The organism is Psychrobacter sp., from assembly GCF_030454045.1.
Taxonomy (GTDB): Bacteria; Pseudomonadota; Gammaproteobacteria; order Pseudomonadales; family Moraxellaceae; genus Psychrobacter.
Window position 1 is genome coordinate 59,477 of the sequence record NZ_JAKDJE010000002.1, and the last position, 26,282, is coordinate 85,758.

At 47.7% G+C, this 26,282-nt stretch carries 20 protein-coding genes; 7 read left to right on the forward strand and 13 right to left on the reverse strand.

Annotated elements, in window-relative coordinates:
* From nuoM to ndhC, 12 genes are all read right to left on the reverse strand, one after another.
* Positions 1-1,626, reverse strand: a complete 1,626-nt coding sequence (nuoM, locus tag L0G63_RS00715; protein ID WP_301448925.1) for an NADH-quinone oxidoreductase subunit M — start codon at positions 1,624-1,626, stop codon at positions 1-3.
* A gap of 2 nt (positions 1,627-1,628) precedes the next feature.
* Positions 1,629-3,503, reverse strand: a complete 1,875-nt coding sequence (gene nuoL, locus L0G63_RS00720) for an NADH-quinone oxidoreductase subunit L (protein ID WP_301448926.1) — start codon at positions 3,501-3,503, stop codon at positions 1,629-1,631.
* A gap of 4 nt (positions 3,504-3,507) precedes the next feature.
* Positions 3,508-3,816, reverse strand: a complete 309-nt coding sequence (gene nuoK / locus L0G63_RS00725; RefSeq protein WP_025653102.1) for an NADH-quinone oxidoreductase subunit NuoK — start codon at positions 3,814-3,816, stop codon at positions 3,508-3,510.
* Between the two features lie 98 nt (positions 3,817-3,914).
* Complete coding sequence (nuoJ, locus tag L0G63_RS00730) at positions 3,915-4,649, reverse strand: NADH-quinone oxidoreductase subunit J (protein WP_301448927.1); 735 nt, start codon at positions 4,647-4,649, stop codon at positions 3,915-3,917.
* Complete coding sequence (gene nuoI / locus L0G63_RS00735; RefSeq protein WP_010198902.1) at positions 4,646-5,194, reverse strand: NADH-quinone oxidoreductase subunit NuoI; 549 nt, start codon at positions 5,192-5,194, stop codon at positions 4,646-4,648. Before nuoI ends, nuoJ begins: the two co-directional genes overlap by 4 nt.
* Before the next feature lie 55 nt (positions 5,195-5,249).
* A complete protein-coding gene (nuoH, locus tag L0G63_RS00740) occupies positions 5,250-6,242 on the reverse strand; it encodes an NADH-quinone oxidoreductase subunit NuoH (protein WP_301448952.1) in 993 nt (330 codons plus the stop codon).
* A gap of 52 nt (positions 6,243-6,294) precedes the next feature.
* Positions 6,295-9,378: an NADH-quinone oxidoreductase subunit NuoG gene (gene nuoG / locus L0G63_RS00745; protein WP_301448928.1), complete on the reverse strand. Its 3,084-nt coding sequence runs from the start codon at positions 9,376-9,378 to the stop codon at positions 6,295-6,297.
* Between the two features lie 10 nt (positions 9,379-9,388).
* A complete protein-coding gene (nuoF, locus tag L0G63_RS00750) occupies positions 9,389-10,813 on the reverse strand; it encodes an NADH-quinone oxidoreductase subunit NuoF (protein ID WP_301448929.1) in 1,425 nt (474 codons plus the stop codon).
* The gene (gene nuoE, locus L0G63_RS00755; RefSeq protein ID WP_301448930.1) at positions 10,810-11,319 is read right to left on the reverse strand and encodes an NADH-quinone oxidoreductase subunit NuoE; all 510 of its coding nucleotides are present in this window, start codon (positions 11,317-11,319) and stop codon (positions 10,810-10,812) included. The genes nuoF and nuoE overlap by 4 nt, the downstream gene beginning before the upstream one ends.
* 147 nt (positions 11,320-11,466) lie before the next feature.
* A complete protein-coding gene (gene nuoC / locus L0G63_RS00760; RefSeq protein WP_301448931.1) occupies positions 11,467-13,242 on the reverse strand; it encodes an NADH-quinone oxidoreductase subunit C/D in 1,776 nt (591 codons plus the stop codon).
* A gap of 126 nt (positions 13,243-13,368) precedes the next feature.
* On the reverse strand, positions 13,369-14,037 hold the full coding sequence (locus L0G63_RS00765; RefSeq protein ID WP_277077716.1) for an NADH-quinone oxidoreductase subunit B family protein: 669 nt from the start codon (positions 14,035-14,037) through the stop codon (positions 13,369-13,371).
* A 137-nt stretch (positions 14,038-14,174) separates the two neighbouring features.
* Positions 14,175-14,798, reverse strand: a complete 624-nt coding sequence (gene ndhC, locus L0G63_RS00770) for an NADH-quinone oxidoreductase subunit A (protein WP_301448932.1) — start codon at positions 14,796-14,798, stop codon at positions 14,175-14,177.
* Positions 14,799-15,610: 812 nt separating this feature from the next.
* Here ndhC and L0G63_RS00775 point away from each other — a divergent pair.
* The 6 genes from L0G63_RS00775 to L0G63_RS00800 all read left to right on the forward strand — a co-directional run bounded on the left by L0G63_RS00775 (position 15,611) and on the right by L0G63_RS00800 (position 22,963).
* Positions 15,611-17,644, forward strand: a complete 2,034-nt coding sequence (locus L0G63_RS00775; protein WP_301448933.1) for a UvrD-helicase domain-containing protein — start codon at positions 15,611-15,613, stop codon at positions 17,642-17,644.
* A gap of 108 nt (positions 17,645-17,752) precedes the next feature.
* Entirely contained in the window at positions 17,753-19,156 is a 1,404-nt protein-coding gene (gene mgtE / locus L0G63_RS00780; RefSeq protein WP_301448934.1) for a magnesium transporter, read from the forward strand.
* Positions 19,157-19,284: 128 nt separating this feature from the next.
* A complete protein-coding gene (gene dut, locus L0G63_RS00785; protein WP_301448935.1) occupies positions 19,285-19,749 on the forward strand; it encodes a dUTP diphosphatase in 465 nt (154 codons plus the stop codon).
* A gap of 104 nt (positions 19,750-19,853) precedes the next feature.
* Positions 19,854-21,737, forward strand: coding sequence for a phosphomannomutase (locus L0G63_RS00790; RefSeq protein WP_301448936.1), 1,884 nt, complete (start codon positions 19,854-19,856; stop codon positions 21,735-21,737).
* A 62-nt stretch (positions 21,738-21,799) separates the two neighbouring features.
* Positions 21,800-22,702, forward strand: coding sequence for an acetylglutamate kinase (gene argB / locus L0G63_RS00795; RefSeq protein ID WP_301448937.1), 903 nt, complete (start codon positions 21,800-21,802; stop codon positions 22,700-22,702).
* Between the two features lie 24 nt (positions 22,703-22,726).
* Positions 22,727-22,963 carry a hypothetical protein gene (locus tag L0G63_RS00800; protein WP_301448938.1) on the forward strand — a complete coding sequence of 79 codons (237 nt, stop codon included), beginning with the start codon at positions 22,727-22,729 and terminating at the stop codon, positions 22,961-22,963.
* Between the two features lie 22 nt (positions 22,964-22,985).
* Here L0G63_RS00800 and L0G63_RS00805 read toward each other — a convergent pair whose 3' ends face one another.
* A complete protein-coding gene (locus tag L0G63_RS00805) occupies positions 22,986-23,357 on the reverse strand; it encodes an arsenate reductase (RefSeq protein WP_301448939.1) in 372 nt (123 codons plus the stop codon).
* A gap of 226 nt (positions 23,358-23,583) precedes the next feature.
* Here L0G63_RS00805 and leuS point away from each other — a divergent pair, with 226 nt between their 5' ends.
* Positions 23,584-26,271 carry a leucine--tRNA ligase gene (gene leuS, locus L0G63_RS00810; RefSeq protein ID WP_301448940.1) on the forward strand — a complete coding sequence of 896 codons (2,688 nt, stop codon included), beginning with the start codon at positions 23,584-23,586 and terminating at the stop codon, positions 26,269-26,271.
* The last annotated feature ends 11 nt before the right edge of the window (positions 26,272-26,282 follow it).

Below are 26,282 nucleotides of genomic sequence, written 5' to 3' on the forward strand. Positions count from 1 at the left end.
TTAACGTGCCTCCATTACATCAAGCAGTTGCGACGCATCTACCTGTGTCACTTGACTGTATATATATGCGTTGTTGATCCACTGCATTGCGTGACTTGAGGTATCAAGGAACGGCTGTGGATATAATCCGAGCCATACCAAACCAGCCGCTAACATCAATAGTAATGACAGCTCGCGCTTGCCCAAATCTTTTAATCTACGTGCAGGCAACCCATGTGACTTAGTCTCTCGCTCTGCCAATGCAGCGATGTTGTTTTCACCAAATAACGCGCGATGAATCAAAATAAGTGAGTATAGACCTGCAAGCACCAAGCTGAATGTCGCAAACACTACAAACACAGGATACTGAGCAAATGAGCCAAATAAAATCATGAACTCGCCAATGAAGTTACCTGTACCTGGGATACCCAGCAACGCTGCACAGAAGAACATCAAGATCGGTGCGTAGTAACGGAACTGTCCCCACATACCGCCCATCAAGGTCAAATCGCGTGTATGCAGGCGCTCATATAGCTGCCCTGCCATGATAAATAGTGCGGCTGAGCTAAGCCCGTGCGCAAGCATCTGAATCATCAGACCTTGTAAGCTGAGTAATGTTCCAGCATAGATTGCTAGTACCACAAAGCCCATGTGCGAGATACTGGTATACGCTAGCAAACGCTTCATGTCGGTCTGCATAAAGGCGAGCCACGCCCCATAAAAGATACCAATCGTCCCCAAGGTAATGGCAATCGGTGCAAACTCTTGTGACGCTACTGGGAATAGCGGCAACACAAAACGAATCAAACCATAGGCAGCAGTCTTAATTAGAACCCCAGCCAAATCCACCGAACCTGCCGTTGGTGCCTGCGCATGCGCATCTGGCAACCAGCCATGAAAAGGTACAATCGGCAACTTCACCGCAAAACCGATAAAGAAGCACAGCATAATCGGATATTCCCAACCGCCAAGTGACGTACCGAGCAAGTCATTATAGTTAAAGCTGACCACCCCTGTTTGGGCGTAGCTGATAATGACCAACACCAAGATACCGATGAGCATGATTAGCCCAGACGCTTGGGTATAAATAAAGAACTTGGTCGCTGCGTACTCTTTGGTTTTGCCCACCACATCATGACCCCATAGCGCGATCAAGAAATAGATAGGAACCAGCATCATCTCCCAAAAGAAGAAGAACAAAAACAGATCAATGGCTAAGAACACACCGATGACACCGCCCAAGCTCCATAGTAAGTTGAGATGGAAAAAACCCACACGGCGCTGAATCTCGTTCCACGAACAAGCGACAGCGGCAATACCGAGCAGCCCTGTTAGACCCACCATCAGCAGCGACAAACCATCTAGCGCCAAATGAAAGCTGATACCAAAGCTTGGTATCCACGGCACACTAAACTCAGCGACCCATGGCACGTTTGCATCCGGCGCGATCACCTGCTTACTCATTCCACTAAAATCGCCCTGCTGCCAAAGCACCAATGACAAGGCAAAGGTCAACATCATACCGATCAAGGCAATCCAGCGCGGCAGACGTTTATTAAATCGCTCTACCACCCAGCATAGCAATCCTGCAATAAAAGGAATTGCGATTAATGCTGGTAGCATCCACGTTTGTTGTAACTCAATCATCTTTACACCACCGTCATCATTACCAGCACCAGCAATACAGCCATACCCAAGCCAAAGCTTGTAGCATAACCTCGAAGTGACCCTGTTTGTGTGGCAGACAATACTTTATTACCTGCCGAAGCCAGCTTAGGCAAGAATAGCCACGTTTTATCGATAGGGTCAGCTTTTAATAAGCGGCCGATGAACAAAAAGGATTTGACAAAAATTAAATCATACAGCGCATCGAAACCTAGGCCATGATAGCACCAATGATATAGCGCCCCGCCGATACGTGAGCGCTTAAAGCTCGTGAGCAAGCGTCCTTTATTGACCACATATAATAGTGCTGCCAATATCAAGCCGGCCACCATCGCACCCATCGCGATATACTCTGCGGTGTGCTTAGCATGGTCTTGACCCGCGACTTCTAATAAGTGACCCACGCTCTCTGGCAATACACCTTGTAGTGGCGGTGTAATCCATGCACCAACAGCGGTAGACAATACAAGTAATACCGTCAAAGGTAACCAGTAAGACAGCCCTGATAGCTTGTGCGCATGGGTTTTTTCTTCACCAAAAAAGACAATCCAGATCATACGGAAGGTATAAATTGCCGTTAAGAATGCACCAAAAACACCCATGTAAAATAGTACTAAGTGACCAGTGGCATAAGTTTCCCAAAGAATCGCTTCTTTAGAATAAAAACCAACGGTGACCCAAGGTATCGCAGCGAGTGCTCCGCCACCAACGATATAACACCAAAATACCAATGGTATCTTTTTGCGTAGACCGCCCATCTTAAAGATGTCTTGCTCGTGATGTACCGCAAGGATGACCGCACCTGATGATAAGAATAGTAATGCTTTAAAGAAAGCATGGGTCATCAAATGGAAGATAGCCCCTTGCCACGCGCCCACGCCTAAGGCCAAAAACATATAGCCAATCTGACTCATGGTCGAGTAAGCAAGGATACGTTTGATATCAGTTTGAGCAAGCGCACAAAATCCAGCGACCACGAGCGTTAACGCCCCGACACCGCCGACCCAGTACAATAAAATACCTGGCGTTAGCTCAAACAATGGATGCAGGCGGGCGATCAGGTAAACGCCTGCCGTTACCATCGTCGCGGCGTGAATCAATGCCGATACGGGCGTTGGGCCTGCCATCGCATCAGCAAGCCATGTGTGTAGTGGCAACTGCGCTGATTTACCCATCGCGCCGCCAACCAACATCATCGTAGTCAGTATCATCGTTGGATTATTGATATCGAATACGTCTGGGGCGCGCGTAATAATTTCTTGAATATTAAGCGTACCGAATTCGCGGAATAATAAAAACAAACCGAAGGCTAAGAACACATCACCGACACGCGTGACGGTAAACGCTTTCATCGCCGCGCGGCCATTGGCTCTATCGCGGTAATAATAACCAATGAGTAAGTACGAACAGATGCCAACGCCTTCCCAACCAAGGTATAGCAAGAACAAATCATCTGCGAGTACCAGTAATAACATACTGGCCACGAACAAGTTCATATAGCTAAAGAAACGGGCAAAACCTGTATCGCCTTTCATGTACCAAGAAGCAAATAGATGAATCAAAAAGCCAATGCCAGTGATGACACCCGTCATGGTCAGTGCAAGACCGTCAAAGCTCAAACCGAAATGCGGCGCAAAGTCGCCAACTTGGAACCATGTCCATAGCGGAACTTCAATTACCGTTCCAGCTGGATTGGTGGTCAAAAAGGTATAGCTAACGACTAGCGTACATAATGCTGATAACAGCATGCTACCCACGCCAACAATCGCTGCAACCGTCTCTGATAATTTGTCGCGCATAAAGGCTAAAATCAAAAAGCCAATGAGCGGGAATATAAAGGTTAATGGTAATAAACTCATGACATCATCCTTTCATCTCATTGGCGCTATCGACATCGAGATGCCCACGCTGATGGTAAAAACGCAATAATATTGCCAGACCGATTGATGCTTCAGCCGCGGCCAACGTCAAAATAAAGATAAACATAATCTGTCCGTCTGGATCGACCCAGCGACTCCCCGCCACCACAAATGCCAATGCCGCCGCATTCATCATAATCTCAAGGCTCATGAGCATGAACAGAAAGTTACGTCTTACCATGACGCCGCACAGACCGATGGCAAATAAAATACCTGCCAAAATCAGTCCATGACTCATGGGTATCATACCCAGTACATTTTGCGCCTCAGCAGCTGGCTGTACTAAGCCTGCCACCTCGTGGGCAAACGGCACGTTTGACACATCTTGTGCCACGCTCGCTGCTAGTACCATTAGTCTGACTCCTTGCGCGTGACTCGTTGTACACCTACTTGCTTACCTACATAGTCATGCGGGTCAACATCTTTATATTCATAAGGCTTAGCCATTTTTACGGCGTCACTATCTGTATAGTCATTGTTGTTATAAATACTGTCATTTTCATATTGCTCAATACTACCAACGCTTGGCTGAAAATCTTGGCTTGCATGACCGACTATCTCTTCATCAATCGACTCTTTACCCAAGTGATAGGCGGCAACCAAAGCCGCCAATAGTAGTAAGGCTGCTACTTCAACGAGCATAATATACTTGGTAAACAGTACCGTGCCCACTGCTTTGGCAGAGATTGTGGTACCTCCCATCATCACGGTATCATCATGACCCATACCAATCATCGCATATAGCACAACGGCAATGATTATCGTCAATCCTGTCGGTATCGCCCATGTGCCAGCATCGAGCCAACGCTCTTCGCGCTCCTCATTACTCATGCCCAGATTGAGCATCATAATGACAAAGACAAATAGCACCATGATAGCGCCGGCATAGACCACAATCTCAAGTGCACCAGCAAATGGCGCACCTAGTACAAAAAATATCCCTGCGATTGCCAGTAATGACACAATCATCGACAAAATAGCATGTACTGGATTGGCCTGAGTCACGACGCGCAAGCTGGCAAATATCGCCACTGCCGCCAGTGAATAAAATCCAGCCAGCTCAGGATGATTCAAAATATTCATCATGGTAGCAAGCTCCTTAGATCAATCGGTGCAGACTCATTTTGTGCCGCCCCTTTTGGTTTGTCCGCTACCGCCATACCTGTCACACGATAATAGTTATAATCAGGGTATTTACCCGGTCCTGAAATGAGCAAATGCTCTTTTTCGTAGACCAAGTCTTGGCGCTTATATTCACCCAGCTCAAAATCTGGGGTCATTTGAATGGCTGTCGTTGGACAGGCTTCTTCACACAATCCACAAAAAATACAGCGTGAGAAATTGATACGAAAAAACTCTGGATACCAGCGTCCGTCTTCACGCTCCGCTTTTTGTAATGAGATACATCCGACAGGACAGGCCACCGCACACAAGTTACAAGCCACGCAGCGCTCATCTCCATCGGGATCACGTGTGAGCACAATACGTCCGCGAAAACGTGGCGGTACTGGTACCGGCTCTTCAGGATAAAGAATGGTGTCACGCGGTCTGAGCGCGTGACTGTTGACCATCCACATGCTGCGGACAATGGTAAATATACCAATGACGGTCTTTTTTATGGTAGTAAACATGGGATTATTATCCTTATCAGCTTTACCCTAATTCATCAGTGATGGCTAGTAATGACTATAACGTTGGGGAAAAGATCAAAATGACCGCAGCTGTAACCAACAGATTGATCAAGGTTACGGGCAGACATACTTTCCAGCCAAAATTCATCACCTGATCATAACGCGGGCGCATGAGCGAGCCTCGAGCCAAAACAAACATGGTCATAAAGAAAAGCGTTTTAATCATGAACCAAAAAGCTGGTGGAATAAATGGAATATCTAAGTTAAAAGGCGCAAGCCAACCACCAAAGAACAAGCACGTCATCAAGGCAGAAATCAAAACAACGTTGACATACTCACCGATGAAGAACATACCGAACTTCATGCCCGAATATTCAACATGATAGCCTTCAGCCAGCTCTTGCTCTGCTTCTGGTTGGTCAAATGGATGTCTGTGCGTCACTGCCACACCCGCCACCACAAAGGTTAAAAAGCCAAAAAACTGCGGAATGATATACCAGCCGTCGACTTGCGACTCAACAATAGCACGCAAGTTAAAGGAGCCTGTTAGCGCAACCACGCCCATCAATGACAAGCCCAAAAACACTTCATAACTGATCGTCTGTGCTGCTGAGCGTAAGCCACCAAGTAATGAGAATTTATTGGCAGAGGCCCAGCCACCGAACATCACGGCATATACCGCAATGCCTGCCATAGCAAAGAAAAACAGAATACCAATATCCCAATCAACCACGCCCAGTGTCGGTGAGATAGGAATAATGGCAAATGACGCCAAGGCAGTAAACATCGCAACTGCAGGCGCCAAGGTAAACATAAATTTATCAGTAAACTTAGGTGTCCAGTCTTCTTTAAAGAAGATTTTGAGCATGTCGGCGACCAGCTGCAACGACCCAAAAGGTCCTACGCGGTTTGGCCCATAGCGATCCTGCCATAAGGCCAGCATACGGCGCTCATAAACGATCATTATTGCGGCAACCAATACCACGACCAAAAAGATGACCAATGATTGACCCACCAAAAACAGAATAGACCAAGTATCAAAGCTCATGCTACCCGCCAAAAAGCTTGGCACATCAGGGATAATACGGGTAACTTGCATATTACACCTCCTGTGTGGTGGTCGGCGCTGCGTTCATTTGCGCCGTGTCGTTATGGTTGGTCGTATCATCAGCCATGCTACCCATCATCGTCACCGGTGCATCTACTTTACGCACCGACGCGGGCATCGATGGATGGATGATATCCACCTGCCCCACTGGATAACCGATACAACCTTCTGCCAAATACTCGACAAGCTGCACTGGCAAAGTCACTTGGTGATGATCGATTTCAATGGCTAGATAATCACCAGCAGCAATATTCCAGTCTTTGGCATCATCTATACCGACACGCCATGCCGCCACTGGAAGCTGCTCTGCGACGATTGGGCTACGTGATGCCATCATTGAGCTGGCATAAATATTATAGATAGGCACTAGCTTTGCTTGGCCTTGCTCTATATTAGTGGTGTTTGCAGACATAATTTGCGGTGCCACGTACTGACGCGTCGCCAAGCGCTCTAGTTGGTCAAACAAACGCACCCCTGGATCACCATTTTTCAGATGACCGCCGACTTTGTCTTGGTATTTGTTCCACGCCTGCGGGGAGTTCCAACCTGCCGCATTGGCAAAAGGAATCATCGAGCTTGGTGCTTCTTTACCGCTATAACCTTCCATTGAGAAGGTCAAACCAGTGTCCAAATCTTTTGGCTGCATCGGCTCATGCACTGAGATTGGCGCACGCATAGCAGTACGACCTGAGTAACGACGTGGCTGACGCGCGATTTTGAGACCAGTAATACGGTAATCCGCTTCAGGCGCAGCACCTTTAATACCAGCCAATTTGGGATGCGTTGCGATTAATGCATTGATGACATCATCAAGCTGTGTCCAATCGACATCACGACCTTCAATACTACTGTGCACGGCATGTATCCAGCGCCAGCCCTCTTTAATACCGCTCATGGGATGATAGTAGTTATTGTCATAGACTTGGAAAAAGCGCTGCGCACGGCCTTCCGCCGATATCAATGTACCGTCTGCTTCTGCAAAGCTTGCTGCTGGCAATACAATATCGACATCTTTGTGCCAATCGAGCAGTTGATGATCAAGTGCAATGACCGTTTTGTCGCTCAGTAGCTGCGTGAGTTTATTGGCATCGATCGCATCTGTTAGCTGGTTTTCTGCGACCACCACCACATCGAAATCGGTCGCCAGTAGCTCTTCAACAGACTGACCACCAAGCATACACACGCCCATGCTATTGGCATCAGGAACGGTTAGATAAATACCAGCTTGCGCCTGATAATTTTTGTTTACTTCTTTTAACTCAAGATTTTCTGCTGGCTCACGCTCGACATCATCCTGTGCTTCTGTATTTAAGCCAGTTTGAGGCTTATCCGGCTTGGCTGACAGCTCTTTATCTTCTTCAGGCTGATCATTAGCCGCTTTTGCTTGGGCTGCTTGAACTTTTGCATTATGCGCTTCAACCTGCTGCTGCTCAGTCGCTTTGATGGCGGCACGTTTTTGGGTCAACGCTTGGGTGATCTGCGCCGCCGCTTCTATGAGTGCAATAGAAGACAAGCTACTACCCGAGACCACTAACGGCTGATCGGCTTGAATCAAATCATAAGCGATTTGTTTGGCCAGCATTTGCATACCATCGGTATGATCATTGCCATCCGTGTTTTTTTGCTCAGTCGCCTGTGGGTCTGTCACTTGTTGTAGATCATCAGCAAAATCTGCAATCTCATCAGCAACTTTGAAACCAAGCTTTGTGATGTCTTCAGGGGTTGCGACCACACTGACTTTACTGATGTCTTCTAGCTTAGTCTGGGTTACATCGATGACATAGACTGGGCTTAGGACATCTTGAGCGATACGTTTGACGGGCTCAGCGAGCCAAGGCTGCGTCTGTAGTGCCGCCGCCATTTTTAGGCCTTCATTTTTTGCGGCTTGACGTACTGACAGTGCGACACGTGATGACGTTTGGGTGATGTCTTCGCCCAACACCAATACAGCATCATGTGCTTCAATATCAGTCATGCTAGGATTATAGATACCTTCAGTGCTGAGCACTTCGATACATTTATTGACCAATGCTTGCTGCTGGTGGTTTAGACCTGTTGAGAAATTATCAAAGCCAACCAGGTTTTTTAGCGCAAAGTTGGTCTCTAAGCTGGCGCGCGGTGAGCCAATACCGATGACTTTTTTGTCTTTGAGTCGTTTTATGGTCTCATCAAGCGCATAGTCAATATTGATTTTGACATGCTTGTCATTGATACGCTCAAGCGCCTGCACCGGACGATCTGAGCGATTGACATAGCCGTAACCAAAGCGACCACGGTCACATAAGAAATAGCGATTTACGTCACCGTTGTAGCGGTTCTCAACACGGCGCAACTCGCCATAACGCTCGCCTGGCGAGGTATTACAACCCGCTGAGCAGCCGTGGCAGATGCTGGGTGCATACTGCATGTCCCATTTACGGTTGTAGCGTTCAGAGTGCGTTTTATCAGTAAACACACCCGTTGGACACACTTCGGTTAAGTTGCCTGAAAATTCGCTTTCAAACTGCCCATCTTTATCACGACCAAAATAAACGCGGTTGTTTGAGCCATACACCCCCAAATCTTCGCCGCCCGCGTAGTCTTTATAAAAGCGTACACAACGATAGCAAGCGATACAGCGGTTCATCTCATGCGCGATAAAAGGACCAAGCTCTTGGTTTTGATGCGTGCGTTTGGTAAAGCGATAGCGACGACGGCTATGACCTGACATATAAGTCATGTCTTGCAAATGACAATGTCCACCCTCTTCACAGGTTGGACAGTCATGTGGATGGTTGGTCATGAGTAGCTCAACCATGGACTTGCGGAACGCTTTGGCTTCATCGTCCGTCACAGAGATGTACATATCATCGCCAGGAGCGACCATACATGACATGACCAGACGACCACGCCCTGCTTTCATGTCATCAGCGTTTTGGAATTGCTTGACCGCGCACTGACGACATGAGCCTACTGAGCCTAGGGCTGGATGATAACAAAAATACGGCACATCAATGCCGAGTGATAAGCAGGCTTGTAGTAAATTGTCGCTGCTATCTACTTCGACAGTGGTTCCATCAATATGTATGACTGCCATGCCGCTCTCCTTATTTCGCTACTGGCTGTTGGTTGGCTGCCGCATCAATCACATCGACACCAACCGCCTGCGCGATTTTTTGATCAAACTCTGGACGGAAATATTTAATCGCACTCATTAGGGGTTCCACCGCACCTGGTGCATGGGCACAAAACGTCTTGCCAATCCACAAATCACGCGTCAGACCCTCTAGTTTCTCGACATCGCCCACTTGTCCCTCACCATTATTGATAGCGGTCAGCAATTTGACGCCCCACGGTAGACCATCACGACACGGTGTACACCAGCCGCATGATTCGCGCTGAAAGAAAATCTCAAGGTTACGAAGTAACGGCACCATATCTTGCGACTCATCGACGACCATGATAAGCCCCGTACCCATACGGCTACCAGCCTCTTGAATGGCATCAAAATCCACGACCACATCTAAATGATCGGCGGTCAAAAAGTCCGTTGAGGCCCCGCCTGGTAGCCAAGCCTTGAGGGTTTTGCCGTCTTTCATACCACCTGCCAAATCCTCAATGATTTCTCGAGCGGTATAACCAAAGGGTAACTCCCAGAGACCTGGATCATTGACCAAGCCTGAACAGCCAAATAATTTGGTGCCCGGCGTTTTGCTTTTACCTTTGATTTCAGATAATGACTGATACCACTCGACACCGTGATTCAAAATCGCTGGCATATTACATAAGGTCTCAACGTTATTGACAACGGTTGGACGACCCCATGCCCCAGAGATTTGTGGGAACGGCGGCTTGGTACGGGGGTTGGCGCGGCGGCCTTCTAGGCAGTTAATCAGTGCGGTCTCTTCACCACAGATATAACGGCCAGCGCCCGTATGTACGTGCAAATTAAAGCTAAAATCTGAGCCTAGAATATTGTCGCCCATCAGATTATTGGCTAGGCACTCATCGATAGCAGCGACCAAACGCTCAGCCGCCAAGATATATTCACCGCGAATAAAAATATAACCGTCAGTAGCACCAATCGCATGAGCGGTAATGAGCATACCTTCGATCAGCTGAAAAGGTAGACGCTCCATTAAGAGGCGATCTTTAAACGTGCCCGGCTCCATTTCATCCGCATTGCAGATGAGATAGCGCGGCAAACCATCTGGCGGCGACATAAATGACCATTTGAGACCTGCGTTAAAACCTGCACCGCCGCGACCTCGAACATTGGCCGCTTTGATCATGTTACCGACGTCTTTTGGCGATTTAGATAGCGCTTCTTTTAGACCAGTGAAGCCTTTTAGAGACTCATAAGTGGCTAAATCAAGCACCGCATCATGATGCGCCAAACGCCACGTCAATGGCTTGGTTTCGCTAGTGGCGGTCGCTTTGTCACCATAGATTGGAACACGCTGTGCATTTAGCTGGCTTGGCGCTTGGCCTTGACCGCGACGAGCAATTTGCTCTGAAATCGTTAAACTCATGCGTATAGCTCCAATAATTGCGCGACCTCAGATGGCTGGACAGGGCCGTAAGTGTCTTCATCAATCAGTACCGCTGGTCCCTTATCACAGTTGCCCAAGCAGCAAATTGGCAATAGGGTAAAACGTCCATCAGCAGTGGTTTGACCGTACTCTATACCCAGCTGCGATCTAATCTCAGCCGACAGCGCCTCATAACCTGTCAAATAACAAGCCACAGAGTCACATATGAGAATCACATGGCGACCGACAGGCTGGCGATAGATACGGTTAAAGAAAGTGGCGACCCCATCCATGTCTGACATCGGAATATCTAGGATATTGGCAATAGCATTTGCTTGCGCGTCATCGACCCAGCCATTGCGTTTTTGCACGATTTTCAGAGCATCTAGCGAGGCGGCGCGCGCATGGGGATAGTGATGCATATATTCATGAATGGCAGCAATCTCCTCAGGGGTGAGGATGCTGGCCACATCTACTTTTGGCATTTTATCGGAAACAATTTTCATAATCTTCTGTCTTTCCTCACTCATCCTGCTCTATCACAAGCCAATATCAGTCTAATTACCACTGTGGTTTTATTGACAGGTAACAGCATTTTGGTGTGCCATCAGGCAATAATCTATTGATGAACAAATACTTTTGAAGCAGCGGCTTTAACGATCACAATCCGCCATCACAATATCAATCGATGCCAAATACATAATGGCATCAGAAACCAGTGAGCCATTAATGACCGATGGCATCTGCTGTATATGAGCAAACGTTGGCGTACGGATACGCGTACGATAGCTCATTGTGGCTTTGTCTGAGGTAATATAATAACTGTTCAGACCTTTGGTCGCCTCGACAATCGTCGTACACTCACCCGCTGGCATTACAGGACCCCATGATACGGAGATAAAGTGGTTAATCAGCGTTTCGATATCGTTCAGTGTACGGTCTTTCGGCGGTGGTACGGCCAGTGGATGATCTGCTTTATAGGGGCCTTGTGGCATGTTGTCCATACATTGACGGATGATACGCAATGATTGACGCATCTCCTCAACTTTGACCATACAGCGATCGTAAGCATCACCGTTGTAGCCAACCGGTATCTCAAAATCGTAATTCTCATAGCCCATGTAAGGACGCGCTTTACGTAAATCAAAGTCTACACCAGTCGCACGCAAACCTGCACCTGTCACACCCCAAGCCAATGCTTGCTTGGCATTATACTGAGCGACGCCTTGGGTGCGACCTTTGAGCACGCTGTTTTGTAGTGCTGCTTTGACATACTCGTCCAAGCGTTTTGGCATCCAATCTAAGAACTCACGAACCAAACGCTGCCAACCACGTGGCAAGTCAGCCGCCGTACCGCCAATACGGAACCAAGCCGGATGCATACGGTAGCCTGTCACGGCTTCGATGACGTCATAGGCTTTTTGGCGATCGGTAAACATATAAAATACAGGGGTCATACCACCTGCATCCTGAATGAATGTACCGACATATAGCAAATTGTTGGTAATACGGAAAAACTCGCTCATCATCACACGGATAGTTTCGGCGCGAGGTGGGACGGTAATCCCAGCGAGCTTTTCCACCGACATGATATAAGGCAGCTCATTCATCACCCCGCCCAGATAATCGATACGGTCGGTATAAGGGATGAATGAGTGCCATGTTTGACGCTCAGCCATTTTTTCTGCACCGCGATGGTGGTAGCCAATATCAGGGATACAATCGACGACTTCCTCGCCATCTAGCTGTAGTACTAAGCGAAACGCACCGTGAGCGGACGGGTGATTAGGACCGATGTTCAAGAACATAAAATCTTCATCGCGGCCTGAGCGTTTCATACCCCACTCCTCTGGGACAAAACGCAGATTCTCTTGCTCGTATTGCTGCTTGGCCGTATTTAAGAAGTACGGGGTAAATTCCGTCGCACGCGCATGATACTCTTTGCGTAGTGGATGACCTTCCCAGTATTTTGGCAATAAAATACGAGTCAAATGCGGATGACCGCTAAAGACAATACCGAACATATCCCACACTTCGCGCTCATACCAGTTGGCGTTTGGCCAAATATTGGTCGCGCTTGGCACATTGAGATCGTCTTCGCTCAGCGCGACCTTGACGCGTACGTCGCTATTGCGCTCAAGCGACATCAAATGATAAAACACCGTAAAGTCACTGTCAGGTAACCCTGCACGATGCTGACGCAAGCGCTCATCTATGGCTGACAAATCAAATAGCATGACGTAGGGCTTGGGCAGTTTGCGCAAAAATAAAAGCACGTCTAATAAAACTGCACGCGCCACCCAGACTGTTGGAATCTCATCCACAGTGTGCTGTACGACAAATTTACCAGCATACTTTTGCTCCAGCTCTGTGATGACGGCTGGGACGGGCTTGATCTTAGGATCTGTGTTTTCGACTACCGTGACCATGAATGATGTATTCCTTCATTAATCATAACTGAGCGATGTCAATCACAGTTAAGCTATGTCAGTCATAACCAAACCATGATGAGCGCATAAAATATTGAGGTTGCTAAATCTACATGCTATCTAAATTTAGATGCTATCAGGGCTGCGCAGGTTTTTTACAGCAATACGATCTGCTTGTTTACGGTCACGCTCAGGGGTCATCTGCGGTTGATAGACCCCCTGCTCATTGACATGGATGCCCAGCGGACGACGCTCTTTGGTGATAGATTCTTGTAGCAACATCAAGCCTTGAATCAATGCTTCTGGACGTGGCGGACAGCCTGGCACATACACATCAACAGGGATCACTTTATCCACCCCTTGTACGACAGAATAGATGTCATACATGCCGCCTGAGTTGGCACAAGCACCCATAGAGATGACCCATTTTGGCTCAAGCATTTGCTCATAAAGACGCTGAATAACAGGGGCCATTTTGACAAAACATGTACCAGCAACGATCATAACGTCTGCCTGACGGGGTGAGGCGCGGATAACTTCGGCCCCAAAGCGTGACAAATCATGAACGGCGGTTAAGGTAGTAGCGTATTCAACATAACAGCAAGAAGTACCAAAGTTAAATGGCCACAGTGAGTGCTTGCGACCCCAGTTTGCTGTTGAATGAACGAGATCTTCTAGACGACCCATAAAGACGTTTTTATTGACTTCATCCTCAATCGGATCATTGACCGTTTGGCGGGTCTGCGCAGGATAGGTATCTGCATCAGGGTTGGCTTTTGTTAATGTGTATTTCATAACATACAACCTTTATATTAGGCTTGGCGTCACACTCATCTTGTATACGCTGTCGCCAAAAATTTCGTTATTAATAAGGGGCCAATCACAAGCAATCGTTGCAACAAAATGCGATCAGCGAAAGCCAGCAGCACTCACTAGTTTGCAGGCTTGTCGTTTTGTGCAGACGTCGCAAAATCCACAGAAGTCACATTACCTGTGGTATTGATATGATCAATGTTTTGTAGATGGCGACGGTTTGTCTCAATATTGTTTGAGACATTGATTTGACCGGATGATTGCGCGGGTACTTTACCAGTAGGATCGACCATCAGCTCATGAGCACCATCAAACTTGGTGATATCTGCTAAGTTAAAGCCAGCAGGCGCGGCATATAAGCGTGCCTTTTTACGCAGCTTGTCAGCAGGTGCCCAGTTCATCGCGCCCAGACTCAGCTCATAAATCAAACCGATAATCAGAATAGTGATAAAGGTAGCAGCAGCGGCAAAACCAAGCCAGCCGGCCTCTCGTACTGACACAGAATACGCGTAGAGATACAGCGCCTCTAAATCGAAAATCACAAAGAAAATCGCGACCAAATAGAATTTAGCAGACAAACGAATACGGGCGTTGCCAGATCCGACAACACCCGCTTCAAATATTTCTTCTTTTTGTGAGCCTTGAGAGCGACCGCCAAGTAAGCGCGGTACCACCAGCATAAAGACAACTAGCCCAATGGCGGCTAAGATAAAAGCAATGGCTGACCAATTAAAAGCAGACATGATAATACGTGCTCCTCACCCAATCGAGTGTCAGACGCCGTGCAAGCAATGCCAATCAAGGTCATCTTGCGACAGGTCAACACAGACGAAAACACAAAGCAACTGTCACTGTATTTAAGTCACTGCTACTGTATTTAAGTAACTGTCATTGAGTCACATGTTAGGTATTTTGCTGGTAATAACCAATTATTGAGCTTATTGACGACGGTGTCAGACCTGACCAACGGTAGAGATTCCGCTATGTATGCGGATAGATAAAGGCTGGTCGCCCAACGCATCTTCTAACAACGTAAGATCAACGTATTAAATCAATATCATATCTGACTGCGTACTTAATTGATTTAATAGCTCATTACACGTGGTCAATAATGACGTAACAACTGGCATAAATTATTTACGTACTATACGCATCTCAGTGTTTAAAAGCTAGTTTTTAACTGCATTGAACAGTCATTTTAAGTGTAAAAAAATATGTTTTTTCTCATTTTACATTATGATATAGACGATAACTTATATTAACCCCAAATCCATGCTTTCTGAGCCAAGTAAACACTGCGACCATTCAAAGCAAAACTCAGTCAACTCGATGGGCGTTTTCGTCGATCAACTCCGCCCCAAAGTCATCATTTTTGCTTTATAATGACCCACCTAATTTGATGATATGTCATCATCAACTCCTAAACACTATTATCCTTATAATACATACTATTCAGTTATCACGATGATATTGATTTGGATGATAGGCATGGCCCTCATTTGCTTGTGCACTATCAGTCCTACTCTCTTTTTGCTTTTGTCTTACAGGTCACGTTATGAGTCAACTCAATCCCAAACAATCCGAGGCCATGCTCTACGTATCCGGCCCCCTACTGGTACTCGCAGGTGCCGGCTCCGGTAAGACCTCCGTGATTACCCGCAAGATTGCCTATTTGATTCAAGAATGCGATATGCCAGCCGAGCGCATCACAGCGGTGACCTTTACCAATAAAGCGGCACGTGAGATGAAAGCGCGTGTGAGCAAACTGCTCCCAAGTGAAAAAACGCGCGGCCTCACGGTCTCGACCTTTCACCAATTTGGCCTGCAGTTTTTGCGCTATGAGCTGATGCATACGCCACTAAAAGGTAACTTCTCTATCATGGACAGCGATGACAGTAAGCGCCTCTTGATGGAGCTTATGATGCGCGACAACTTGAGTGGTGCTGAAAGCCGCGAGCTGGTCGGCAAAGCCATCAAGATGATTTCTGATTGGAAAAACGATTTGATTGAGCCTGACAAGGCAGTGGAAACCTTAGACGATCCAGAAGAAATGATTTTTGCGACGCTTTATGCGCTTTATGAGCGTAACTTGCGTGCGTATAACGCCGTCGATTTTGATGATTTGATTGTGCTACCTACCAAGATACTGCGCGAAAATAGAGAGCTGCGTGACAAATGGCAAAACCGTATCCGTTATCTGTTGGTCGATGAGTACCAAGATACCAATACCGCTCAGTACGAGATGATTAAGCATTTGGTTGGACCGCAAGGGCGATTTACGGTGGTGGGTGATGACGACCAATCTATCTATGCGTGGCGCGGGGCAAAACCTGAAAATATGGCGCTGCTAAAAGAGGACTTTCCAAAACTAAAAATCGTCATGCTTGAGCAAAACTACCGCTCTACCACGCGTATTTTGACCTCAGCCAATGCCGTTATTCTGAACAACGAGCATTTATTTGAGAAAAAACTGTGGTCAGATAAAGGCCAAGGCGAGAAAATCCGCATCATCAATTGCCGTAATGATGACGATGAGTCTGAGCGCGTCGCCAAAGAGATTGTCACGCACAAATTGCGGTTTGGCAATGAGTGGGAGCAGTATGCGGTGCTCTACCGCAGTAACTTTCAGGCACGAATGCTTGAGGCACAATTGCGCCAGCTACAAGTTCCTTATAAGCTATCAGGCGGTCAATCCTTCTTTGCCCGTAGTGAAATCAAAGACATCATGGGCTATCTACGCCTGATTTTGAACCCCGAAGACGACAGCGCGTTTTTGCGTATTATCAATACGCCCAAGCGCGGTATGGGACCTGCGACGCTAGAAAAGCTTGGCTTATTTGCTCAAGAGCATAGTATCTCGCTACTGGCTTCTTGTACTCATGCCGGCTTGGCTCATGTGTTGCCGTCAAAAGCGTATGGCACGATCAAAGAGTTTGGCGAATTCATCGAGCACTATACACGTGAGCTCGATCAACACCCTGACCCTGTGCCAATCGTACGCCAAATGATTGATGAGACGGGCTATATTGATTTTGTCCGTAGCGATGCCAAAACCCCGCAGCAAGAAAAAAACCGTATTGATAATATCGATATGCTCTATACCAGTATCCAATCGCTCATTAATCGCGCGGAAGAGGACGAGGATCGGACGATTGATACCATCATCCGTAAGCTGGTCTTGCTCGATATGCTTGAGCAGCAGCAAGAAGAAGAGAACACCAACAAAGTCAATCTAATGACCTTACATGCTGCAAAAGGTTTGGAGTTTGACTTTGTCTATATCATGGGGCTTGAGGAAGAAATGCTGCCACATCGTAACTCTATTATGAGTGAGACGATCGAAGAAGAGCGTCGCCTCATGTACGTGGGCATCACCCGTGCGCGCCGTGAGCTGACACTGACACTGGCAACCCAGCGCCGTGCTGGTGGTCAAATGCGCGTGACCTCAGAATCACGGTTTTTGGATGAGCTGCCAGAAGATCATATCGACTGGCCCGCCAAGGCCAAAAAGAAACAAGCCACTAAAGATCCGGCAAAAGTGGCTGATGAATATTTGGCCAATATTCGCGCTTTATTGGGTAAACGCTAATAGGGATGCGAATACGATTGACACCAATGACAACACCATGAGCAAACACCCATCCAACGTTTGATGCGTTGCCATTATTAACATTTTTTAAGAGATATTGGAACCTTTATGCCTACGCCACCGCCTGAACAAGAACGACCATCGACCCTGCAAGGGGATTACAATCCTGCAGAGTATAGCGCTGAGTACAAGCTGCTGTACCTGCAAGAGTTAGTCGCAAAAGAAGCTTCCAAAGAGATTGCTGAATTCCTCGCTAAGCAATCAGAGTACGAGATTGCTAACTTGCTAGAGTCCTTCCCTATCCAAGACCGCCTGCTGATTTGGGAGCAAGTACCCGATAATATCAAAGGTGAGGTGCTGGCCGAGCTAGAAGATGAGACGCGCCAGCCTTTACTTGAAAACGTCTCCTCCAAAGAAATCTCCTTATTCACTCAAGATCTAGATGCCCAAGACATCTCGGAGATTTTGGACACGGTGACCGACAGCGTCCGCACCTCGGTGATGGCGACGCTGGACGAAGATATCCGTGTGCAGGTCAATAAACTCGACACCTATGCCGATTGGGAAGTCGGTCGCTATATGGACCCTGATACCATTCAGGTCAGAGACGACATTACGCTGGCTGAGGTACAAGACTGGCTGCGCGCCAATGACGATCTGCTCGACGACGAAAGCCAAGAGCTGTTGGTCGTCGATCAAAGCCAGCAGTTGCTTGGGCTGCTAAGCTTGGTGGATTTGATCAAACATGATCAAACCACTTTGGTCTCAGAGCTTATCGACCCTGCTATCACCATCAATGATCGCCTCAATATCACCGATGCGGCGGCGATTTTTCGCTCAGAAGACATTCGTTTTGCCCCTGTCATCAACAGCCATGGCGAGCTGGTCGGTCAGTTGAATGCCGAGGACATCATGGAGATTATCCAAGATGATGTCGATAGCACCATGAAAAACCTCGCAGGTGTCAGCCAAGATGAGGAGCTGTTTGCCCCTATCTTGACCAGCGCCAAAAGCCGTAGTATCTGGCTCGGTATCAACCTGTGTACCGCCCTATTGGCGGCGGCGGTCATCGGTCAGTTTGAGGCGGTGTTGGCAAAAGTGGTGGCGCTGGCGATTTTAATGCCCGTGGTTGCCAGTATGGGCGGTATCGCTGGCTCGCAAACATTAACAGTCGTCATTCGTGGTATAGCGATGGGTCAAATTGGTGGCTCCAACCGTTTATGGCTACTGAATAAAGAGCTGTGGGTCGGCGCGATAAACGGTACGATATGGGCGATAATCATGGCGTTTATCGCCCAATTGTGGTTTCATGATATCAAGATCAGTGCGGTCGTTGGCTTGGCAATCGCCATCAATATGACTGCAGCCAATGTCTCAGGCATTAGCATTCCTTTACTCCTAAAACGCATGAATATCGACCCTGCTCTATCAGCGTCGGTGATTTTGACCACCGTCACTGATATTGTCGGTTTTATGTCGTTTTTGGGCCTAGCAAGTGTGCTGATACTGTGAGTGAGCACCAAAGCAGTCATGTAGCAGTCATTGACTTTTTTGTTTTTACAAAGCCAATCGGCGTCGCCTGAATCAGGCATTTTTTTGAATTTAATTTACAACCTATCCAATCGTTGAGTGAGTGCGTTATGCAAGCTGTACAAGTAAAAGTGTTAAACCCGAAAATCGTTGAAGACAAGGCATTTTCTTTGCCGACACGTGCAACCGATGGCAGTGCTGGTATTGATTTGCGCGCCTGTATCGATGCGCCTTTGACCATCAAAGCAGGGGAAACACATCTTGTCGGTACAGGTCTGGCTGTATATATCGAGGACCCTAATTATGCTGGGATGATTCTGCCGCGCTCAGGGCTGGGCCATAAGCACGGTATTGTTTTAGGGAATTTGGTGGGTTTGATCGATGCCGACTACCAAGGCGAGCTGATGGTCAGTATTTGGAATCGTAGCGCTGCGGATTTTGTATTAAACCCAGCAGAGCGCATGGCGCAGTATATTGTCGTCCCTGTCGCTCGCCCTGAATTTACCGTGGTCACAGAGTTTAATGATACCAGTGCGCGCGGCGCAGGCGGTTTTGGTCATTCAGGTCGCCAGTAGACCGACTTGCTTTTTTTGACTATTTAATAACTGTCGCTTGAATGGAAGACAGGCTCTAGAAAACCTCTACTATTTTAACCATCACGCCATAAGGAGAGTAAGCGATGCCATCTTTTGCTGCGCAGCAATCCTTATTTCGTGCTTATGATATTCGCGGGCCGCGTCAGCATTTTACCACCGATTTTATTCAGGCATTGGGGCACGCTTTTGCCCATCTATATCAAACCGCCGAATACCGAGACACCAGCGCTGATATGGATGCTTTGGCAAATGTCGATCCGTCAAATATCAGTCAGTCAAACACAAATCAGCACAGCATCAGTCAGCAGCATACCCTTCCCAATACCATAAACAACACCAACAAACAAAGCATCGTCGTCATCGGCTACGATGTGCGCTGCAGCAGTGATGACATCGCACATACCTTAGCGACTATCTTGGCACAGCATGGCCTACATGTCATTCAGCTCGGTTTGGTGACCACACCGATGATGGCATATTGGGCGGCGCAATATCAGGGACATGGCATTATGGTGACCGCCAGTCACTCGGCCAAAGACATCTTAGGCATAAAATGGCTGGTAAACCATCAGTCCCCTAGCTGTGCTGAGATTCAAGCGCTCTATCAGCAGCTAGTGCCTCCTGATACGCCGCTTGCTTTGACTGCAGCGATAGGTTCGCTGGGGCATCTGCCAACGGAGCAAGTGAGTCATGGCTATATCGACGCCATTTATCATGTTTTTAGCCAGCTATATCCTCTATACCCTATAAGTGGTGAGCAGACCTGTGATAAAGCATCACCCCATCACGGACAATACAGCGCAGCCCAGCGGCCATGCAGCGACTGGCGCTATGCTGCGCCCAAGCTTGAGCTGACGGTAGTGATCGACTGTATGCACGGGGCGACCAGTCACATCGCTCAGCCTTTATTTCAGCGTTTTTGTCAGAGCGTTGTCATGCTTAACGATACAGCAGACGGTCATTTTCCTTTGGGTAACCCCGACCCTACTGAGCCAAGTCGGCTCAAACAGTTGCAGCAAGCGGTCACCACGCACAAAGCCGATATCGGACTGGCGTTCGATGGCGATGGCGACAGGCTGATGGTCGTCGATGAAAATGGCAAGACGGTGATGCCAGATCATCTGTTGTATCTACTGGCAAAATCCGCGCTCTGCGATAGCGCGCCTAACCCAGCTTCAACCGCGGTGCCTCAAGTACTGTTTGATGTTAAGTGCTCCCACCATCTGCCTGCATTGCTGGCCGAGCTGGGCGCTGAGCCTATCGTGAGCAGGACGGGGAGCAGTCTGATGCGCCAGCAGATGCAGCATACCGATAGCCGCATTGTCTTTGCAGGCGAGTTATCGGGGCATTTTATTTTTAATGACAAGCGTTTTATCGCTTATGATGATGCCATGTACGCGGCATTACGGCTATTGCATGGATTGGCCGCTCAGCCGGACGATGCTACCAAAACCTCCTTAGCAGCTATCACCCAAAGCCTGCCTACGCTGGTCAGTACCGCCGATCATTATCTGCCAGTACCGTATGCCCTCACGCGCGAGCGCTCTATCGTGACGCAGCTACAGGTTTTTTGTCAGTATATACAGCAGCTCATGGATGCAGCCCGCGAGCAGTCCGATATAGCAGAGTCTCAAGAAGATTGCTTGGTCAATCCTACCTGCAGCCACACAGTTGCTAATGAACGCTCGTCTTGTGATTGTATAGCGCAACAGCCCGCTATCACCTTAGCGCAGGCGCGGCAGTTATTGCCTATCGGCACGAGACTGAGCTGTATCGACGGTGTGCGCTTGGATTTTGCGCATGGTTTTGGCGTATTGCGGCAGTCCAATACCAGTCATCACCTGACCGCGCGCTTTGCAGGTGATAGTCTTGACAATTTAAAAGAAGTACAAAACAGATTTGCCGCTTTATGCCGACCCTTTGATCACAGACTGGCAGAGCAAATCATCGCGATTGCTGCTGAATAACTTATCACCCCCACTTTTTTGGCTTATATTTTTACCCTGTACCTTTACCGTAGGAGTTTGTAATGACGCTTAATCTAGACGATGCCAAAATCACTGCTGAAGTATTGACCACTGCCCTGCCTTATATTCAGCGCTTTGTCGATAAGATCATCGTGGTCAAATACGGCGGTAACGCCATGACTGACCCTGCGCTTGAGAGCTCATTTGCCCGTGATATCGTCTTACTCAAAACCGTTGGCATGCATCCTGTCGTCGTTCATGGCGGCGGCCCGCAGGTGGACAACCTGCTAAAAGAATTGGGGCGGCAGTCTGATCGCATCGATGGCATGCGTGTCACTGACAAAAGCACCATGGATGTCGTCGAGATGGTACTAGGCGGCAGCGTCAACAAATCTATCGTCAGTCTCATCAACAAACACGGCGGCCGCGCTATCGGCCTAACTGGTAAAGATGCTAACTTAATTCAAGCAAAAAAACTGATGATGGACAAAATAGGTACCGATGGCGTCGCTGTACCTGTGGATTTGGGGTTCGTCGGTGATGTGGTGAGTGTCAATAAAGACGTGATCAATATGCTCATCTCCTCTGATTTTATTCCAGTCATCGCCCCACTTGGCGTCGATAGCGAAGGGTATACTTATAATATCAATGCCGACTTGGTGGCCGGTAAAGTGGCGGAGTTTTTGCAGGCAGAAAAACTCATGCTCTTAACCAACATCAAAGGGGTATTGGGCCGTGACGGTGAAGTGGTGACTGGACTAACACCTAAGAAAGTCGATGGCTTGATTGAAGATGGTACGATCTCAGGCGGTATGATTCCCAAGATTCAATGTGCACTTGATGCGGTGCGTAGCGGTGTCAAAAGTGCGGTTATCGTCGATGGTCGTGTGCCTCATGCGACCTTACTGGAGATTTTTACCAACGAAGGCGTTGGTACACTGATTAGCCGTGAGATAGAGGCCTAATTCAGCTAAAAACAGGAATCAGTCATGTCTCTTCCGCTATGGTCTCTGCTATTTATCTTAGAAAGTATCTACTGCTGGTGGATTATTGGCTACGGCGGTGCGCGCTGGATAGAGGGCTGGAAGTCGTTCTTTATGATTGAGTGGTTTGCGCTTGATTGGACAGCAGAGCAAATACGTCTTTACGTGCTCATTATTTGGTGCTTTAGTGTGATTTGGTTTATTGTTGGCGTTATTAAGCCTGAGCTAAGATTTTATTATTAGCTCAGGCGTTTTATGCCCGTTTTTAACCAAACACACGCTCAAACTCCGCTTCATCAAAACCGCACAGCAATATCGGCTGATTTTTATCTGCTAATTGACCTTCTACAATCGGACGTTTGATCATACTGGTATTTTCTACCAGTAACGCTATCGCGGCGTCTACACTGGCATCAGCTTCCGATTTTTGCTCGTCAGTGAGCTTGCGCCATGTTGTGCCGCGCTTATTGAGCACTTTATCAATTCCTAACGCATTTACCCAGCGCTGTACTGCTTCTTTATCGACACCTTGTTTTTTATAATCATGAAACTCATAGCTGACGCTCAGCTCGTCAAGCTTATTGAACGCTTTTTTCATGGTGCTACATGATTTGATGCCGTAGATGGTGATGGTCATTGTGACTCCCTATAAGTGCAGATTGATTTGCCCATTATACCTAAGGCTGACTGGATATAGAAAATTCCTCACTTTTAATCGTCAAACCTCATCAGCGACTGCATCATATCGTCGCAATTTTTGCCAAATTACGCTATGCTATGGCATTGTCAAATTCCACCTATTTTGAACAGTATTAAACAAATCCGTATTAAATAAATCAGCATCAACCAATTTCGAGCCGACTATGAGCAACGCCGTGACAGCAGACCAAACCGACAACCATCATTATAACCCGCAAGCGATCGAAGTCGCGCAGCAGACCAAATGGGACACTGATAAGCGCTTTGAAGTAAGCAATGAGCCAAGCGACAAACCAAGTCGTTATATGCTGTCAATGTTCCCCTACCCAAGCGGCAAGCTGCATATGGGCCACGTACGTAACTATACGATTTCTGACGTCTTAAGCCGTTATTACCGCCTAAAAGGGTATGAGGTCATGCAGCCAATGGGCTGGGATGGTTTTGGCTTGCCAGCAGAAAACGCCGCGATTGCCAATCAAACGCCACCTGCGGCGTGGACGTTTGCCAATATTGATAATATGCGCGCGCAGCTAAAACTACTTGGTCTGTCTATTGATTGGTCACGCGAGTTTGCCACTTGTAGCCCTGAATATTATCAGTGGGAGCAGTGGCTATTTTTGCAATTATACAAAAAAGGCCTGGTGTACAAAAAGCTATCGACGGTCAACTGGGACCCCGTTGATAATACTGTCTTGGCAAACGAGCAAGTCATCGATGGCAAAGGCTGGCGTAGTGGAGCTGCCGTCGAAAAACGTGACATCCCTATGTACTACTTCAACATCACTGACTATGCTGATGAATTGCTCGATGATTTGGATCAGCTAGAAGGTCACTGGCCCTCTGAAGTATTGACCATGCAGCGCAACTGGATTGGTCGTAGTGCCGGTATGGAAGTCCACTTCCCTTATGAGCTCGCTGGCGAAGAAAACACCTTAGATGTATTCACCACTCGTCCTGATACTTTGATGGGCGTGACTTATGTCGCGGTTGCCGCAGAGCATCCACTCGCCCAATACGCTGCTGAAAAAGACGACATGATTGCCCAGTTCTGTGCCCTTTGCAAAAAAGGTTCAGTGGCTGAGGCCGATCTTGCCAAAGCCGAGAAAATCGGTATGGACACAGGTCTGACTGTGACGCATCCCCTGACGGGTGAAGAGGTGCCAGTTTGGGTCGCCAACTATGTACTGATGAGCTACGGCTCAGGCGCAGTGATGGCTGTGCCTGCTCACGATGAGCGCGATTACGAATTTGCGGTGAAATACAACCTACCGATCAAGCAAGTTATTAATACGCCTGATGGCTATTTTGACGAAGCAAAAGCGGAGGCTAAAGCAAACAATACTGAGGTCAATCTTGCTTATACCGAGCGCAACACTCTGGTCAATTCAGGTGAGTTTGATGGTTTAGATTTTGAGCAGGCGTTTGATGCCATGCTTGCCAAACTTGAGCCGAAATCGCTGGCTAAGAAAAAAATCCAATACCGCCTGCGGGATTGGGGCGTGTCGCGCCAGCGCTATTGGGGCTGCCCTATCCCAATGATCAACTGTGAGCATTGTGGTACGGTGCCAGTTGAAGAGCAAGACTTGCCCGTTGTGTTGCCAACCGACGTCGTGCCTGATGGTCGCGGTAATCCACTCAAGAATATACCAGAGTTTGTCAATACCACTTGTCCTAAATGTGGTAACCCTGCTGAGCGCGAGACCGATACCTTTGACACCTTTGTAGAGTCAAGCTGGTATTACGCCCGCTTTGCTAGTCCAACTGACACACAAAACATGGTCAACAAGTCTGCTGCCAATAAATGGCTGCCAGTCGATCAATACGTGGGCGGTGTTGAGCATGCAGTGATGCATCTGTTGTATGCGCGCTTCTTCCATAAGCTCATGCGAGATGAAAACTTGGTCACTGGCGACGAGCCATTTGCTAATCTAATGACGCAAGGTATGGTGCTCGCTGGCACCTTCTACCGTGTCAACGCGGATGGCAGTACCACTTACTACTTTGCAGAAGACATCGATATCGACTTCAACGAACGTGGTCAACCAATCAAGGCCATCCTAAAATCAGATGGACAGCCAGTCACGATTGGCAAAATCGAAAAAATGTCTAAATCAAAAAACAACGGTGTTGATCCACAGCTAACCATTGATAAATATGGTGCTGATACGGTACGTTTATATACGCTATTCACTGCACCTGCCGATCAGACGCTTGAATGGTCAGATGACGCGCTAAAAGGCCCTTACAACTTTGTGAAAAAAGTATGGCGCATCGCTAATGATCACATGCAAGCGCTAACGGCCGCCAATATCAGTATTGATACGCTGAACGGTGCTATCTTGAACACAGAGGGTCTGAGCAAAGAAGCCAAAAACTTACGCCGTAAAACGCACGAAACCATCGCCAAGATTGATAGTGATTTGGGTGATCGTCTGGCATTGAACACGCCTGTATCAAGCCTGATGGAACTTGCCAACGAGTTGACTGCCTTTAACGCCACTAGCGAGCAAGAGCTACACGTTAAGCACGAAGCGTTGACCAATCTGCTGATTATGCTGTCTGTCTATGCGCCGCACGTTGGTGAGCATTTGCTTGAGCAGCTCGGCCTTGATACTTTAACCTTAGATTACCCGACTGTTGATGAAAGTGCGCTGGTACAGGACATGATTACGATGGTCGTTCAGGTCAATGGTAAAATGCGTGGTAAGATGGATGTCGCACCGAACAGCGATCCTGAGCAGCTAAAAGAGCAAGCCCGCACTATGGAAAGCGTAGCAAAGTTCATCACAGGCGAGATCAAAAAAGAAATCGTCGTACCCAACAAGCTGGTTAATATCGTGGTTGCAGGCTAGTTGCCTAGGCT

Bases quoted from the DNA above. Each gene is read 5' to 3' on its own strand.
- nuoE (WP_301448930.1), bottom strand. From the start codon at position 11,319: ATGAAAATTGTTTCCGATAAAATGCCAAAAGTAGATGTGGCCAGCATC.
- nuoH (WP_301448952.1), bottom strand. From the start codon at position 6,242: ATGAGCTTTGATACTTGGTCTATTCTGTTTTTGGTGGGTCAATCATTG.
- L0G63_RS00800 (WP_301448938.1), top strand. From the start codon at position 22,727: ATGTCTCTTCCGCTATGGTCTCTGCTATTTATCTTAGAAAGTATCTAC.
- nuoG (WP_301448928.1), bottom strand. From the start codon at position 9,378: ATGGCAGTCATACATATTGATGGAACCACTGTCGAAGTAGATAGCAGC.
- L0G63_RS00790 (WP_301448936.1), top strand. From the start codon at position 19,854: ATGCCATCTTTTGCTGCGCAGCAATCCTTATTTCGTGCTTATGATATT.
- nuoJ (WP_301448927.1), bottom strand. From the start codon at position 4,649: ATGATGAATATTTTGAATCATCCTGAGCTGGCTGGATTTTATTCACTG.
- mgtE (WP_301448934.1), top strand. From the start codon at position 17,753: ATGCCTACGCCACCGCCTGAACAAGAACGACCATCGACCCTGCAAGGG.
- nuoF (WP_301448929.1), bottom strand. From the start codon at position 10,813: ATGAGTTTAACGATTTCAGAGCAAATTGCTCGTCGCGGTCAAGGCCAA.
- nuoC (WP_301448931.1), bottom strand. From the start codon at position 13,242: ATGGTCACGGTAGTCGAAAACACAGATCCTAAGATCAAGCCCGTCCCA.
- L0G63_RS00765 (WP_277077716.1), bottom strand. From the start codon at position 14,037: ATGAAATACACATTAACAAAAGCCAACCCTGATGCAGATACCTATCCT.
- ndhC (WP_301448932.1), bottom strand. From the start codon at position 14,798: ATGTCTGCTTTTAATTGGTCAGCCATTGCTTTTATCTTAGCCGCCATT.
- L0G63_RS00775 (WP_301448933.1), top strand. From the start codon at position 15,611: ATGAGTCAACTCAATCCCAAACAATCCGAGGCCATGCTCTACGTATCC.
- leuS (WP_301448940.1), top strand. From the start codon at position 23,584: ATGAGCAACGCCGTGACAGCAGACCAAACCGACAACCATCATTATAAC.
- dut (WP_301448935.1), top strand. From the start codon at position 19,285: ATGCAAGCTGTACAAGTAAAAGTGTTAAACCCGAAAATCGTTGAAGAC.
- nuoI (WP_010198902.1), bottom strand. From the start codon at position 5,194: ATGTTTACTACCATAAAAAAGACCGTCATTGGTATATTTACCATTGTC.
- L0G63_RS00805 (WP_301448939.1), bottom strand. From the start codon at position 23,357: ATGACCATCACCATCTACGGCATCAAATCATGTAGCACCATGAAAAAA.
- nuoL (WP_301448926.1), bottom strand. From the start codon at position 3,503: ATGAGTTTATTACCATTAACCTTTATATTCCCGCTCATTGGCTTTTTG.
- nuoM (WP_301448925.1), bottom strand. From the start codon at position 1,626: ATGATTGAGTTACAACAAACGTGGATGCTACCAGCATTAATCGCAATT.
- argB (WP_301448937.1), top strand. From the start codon at position 21,800: ATGACGCTTAATCTAGACGATGCCAAAATCACTGCTGAAGTATTGACC.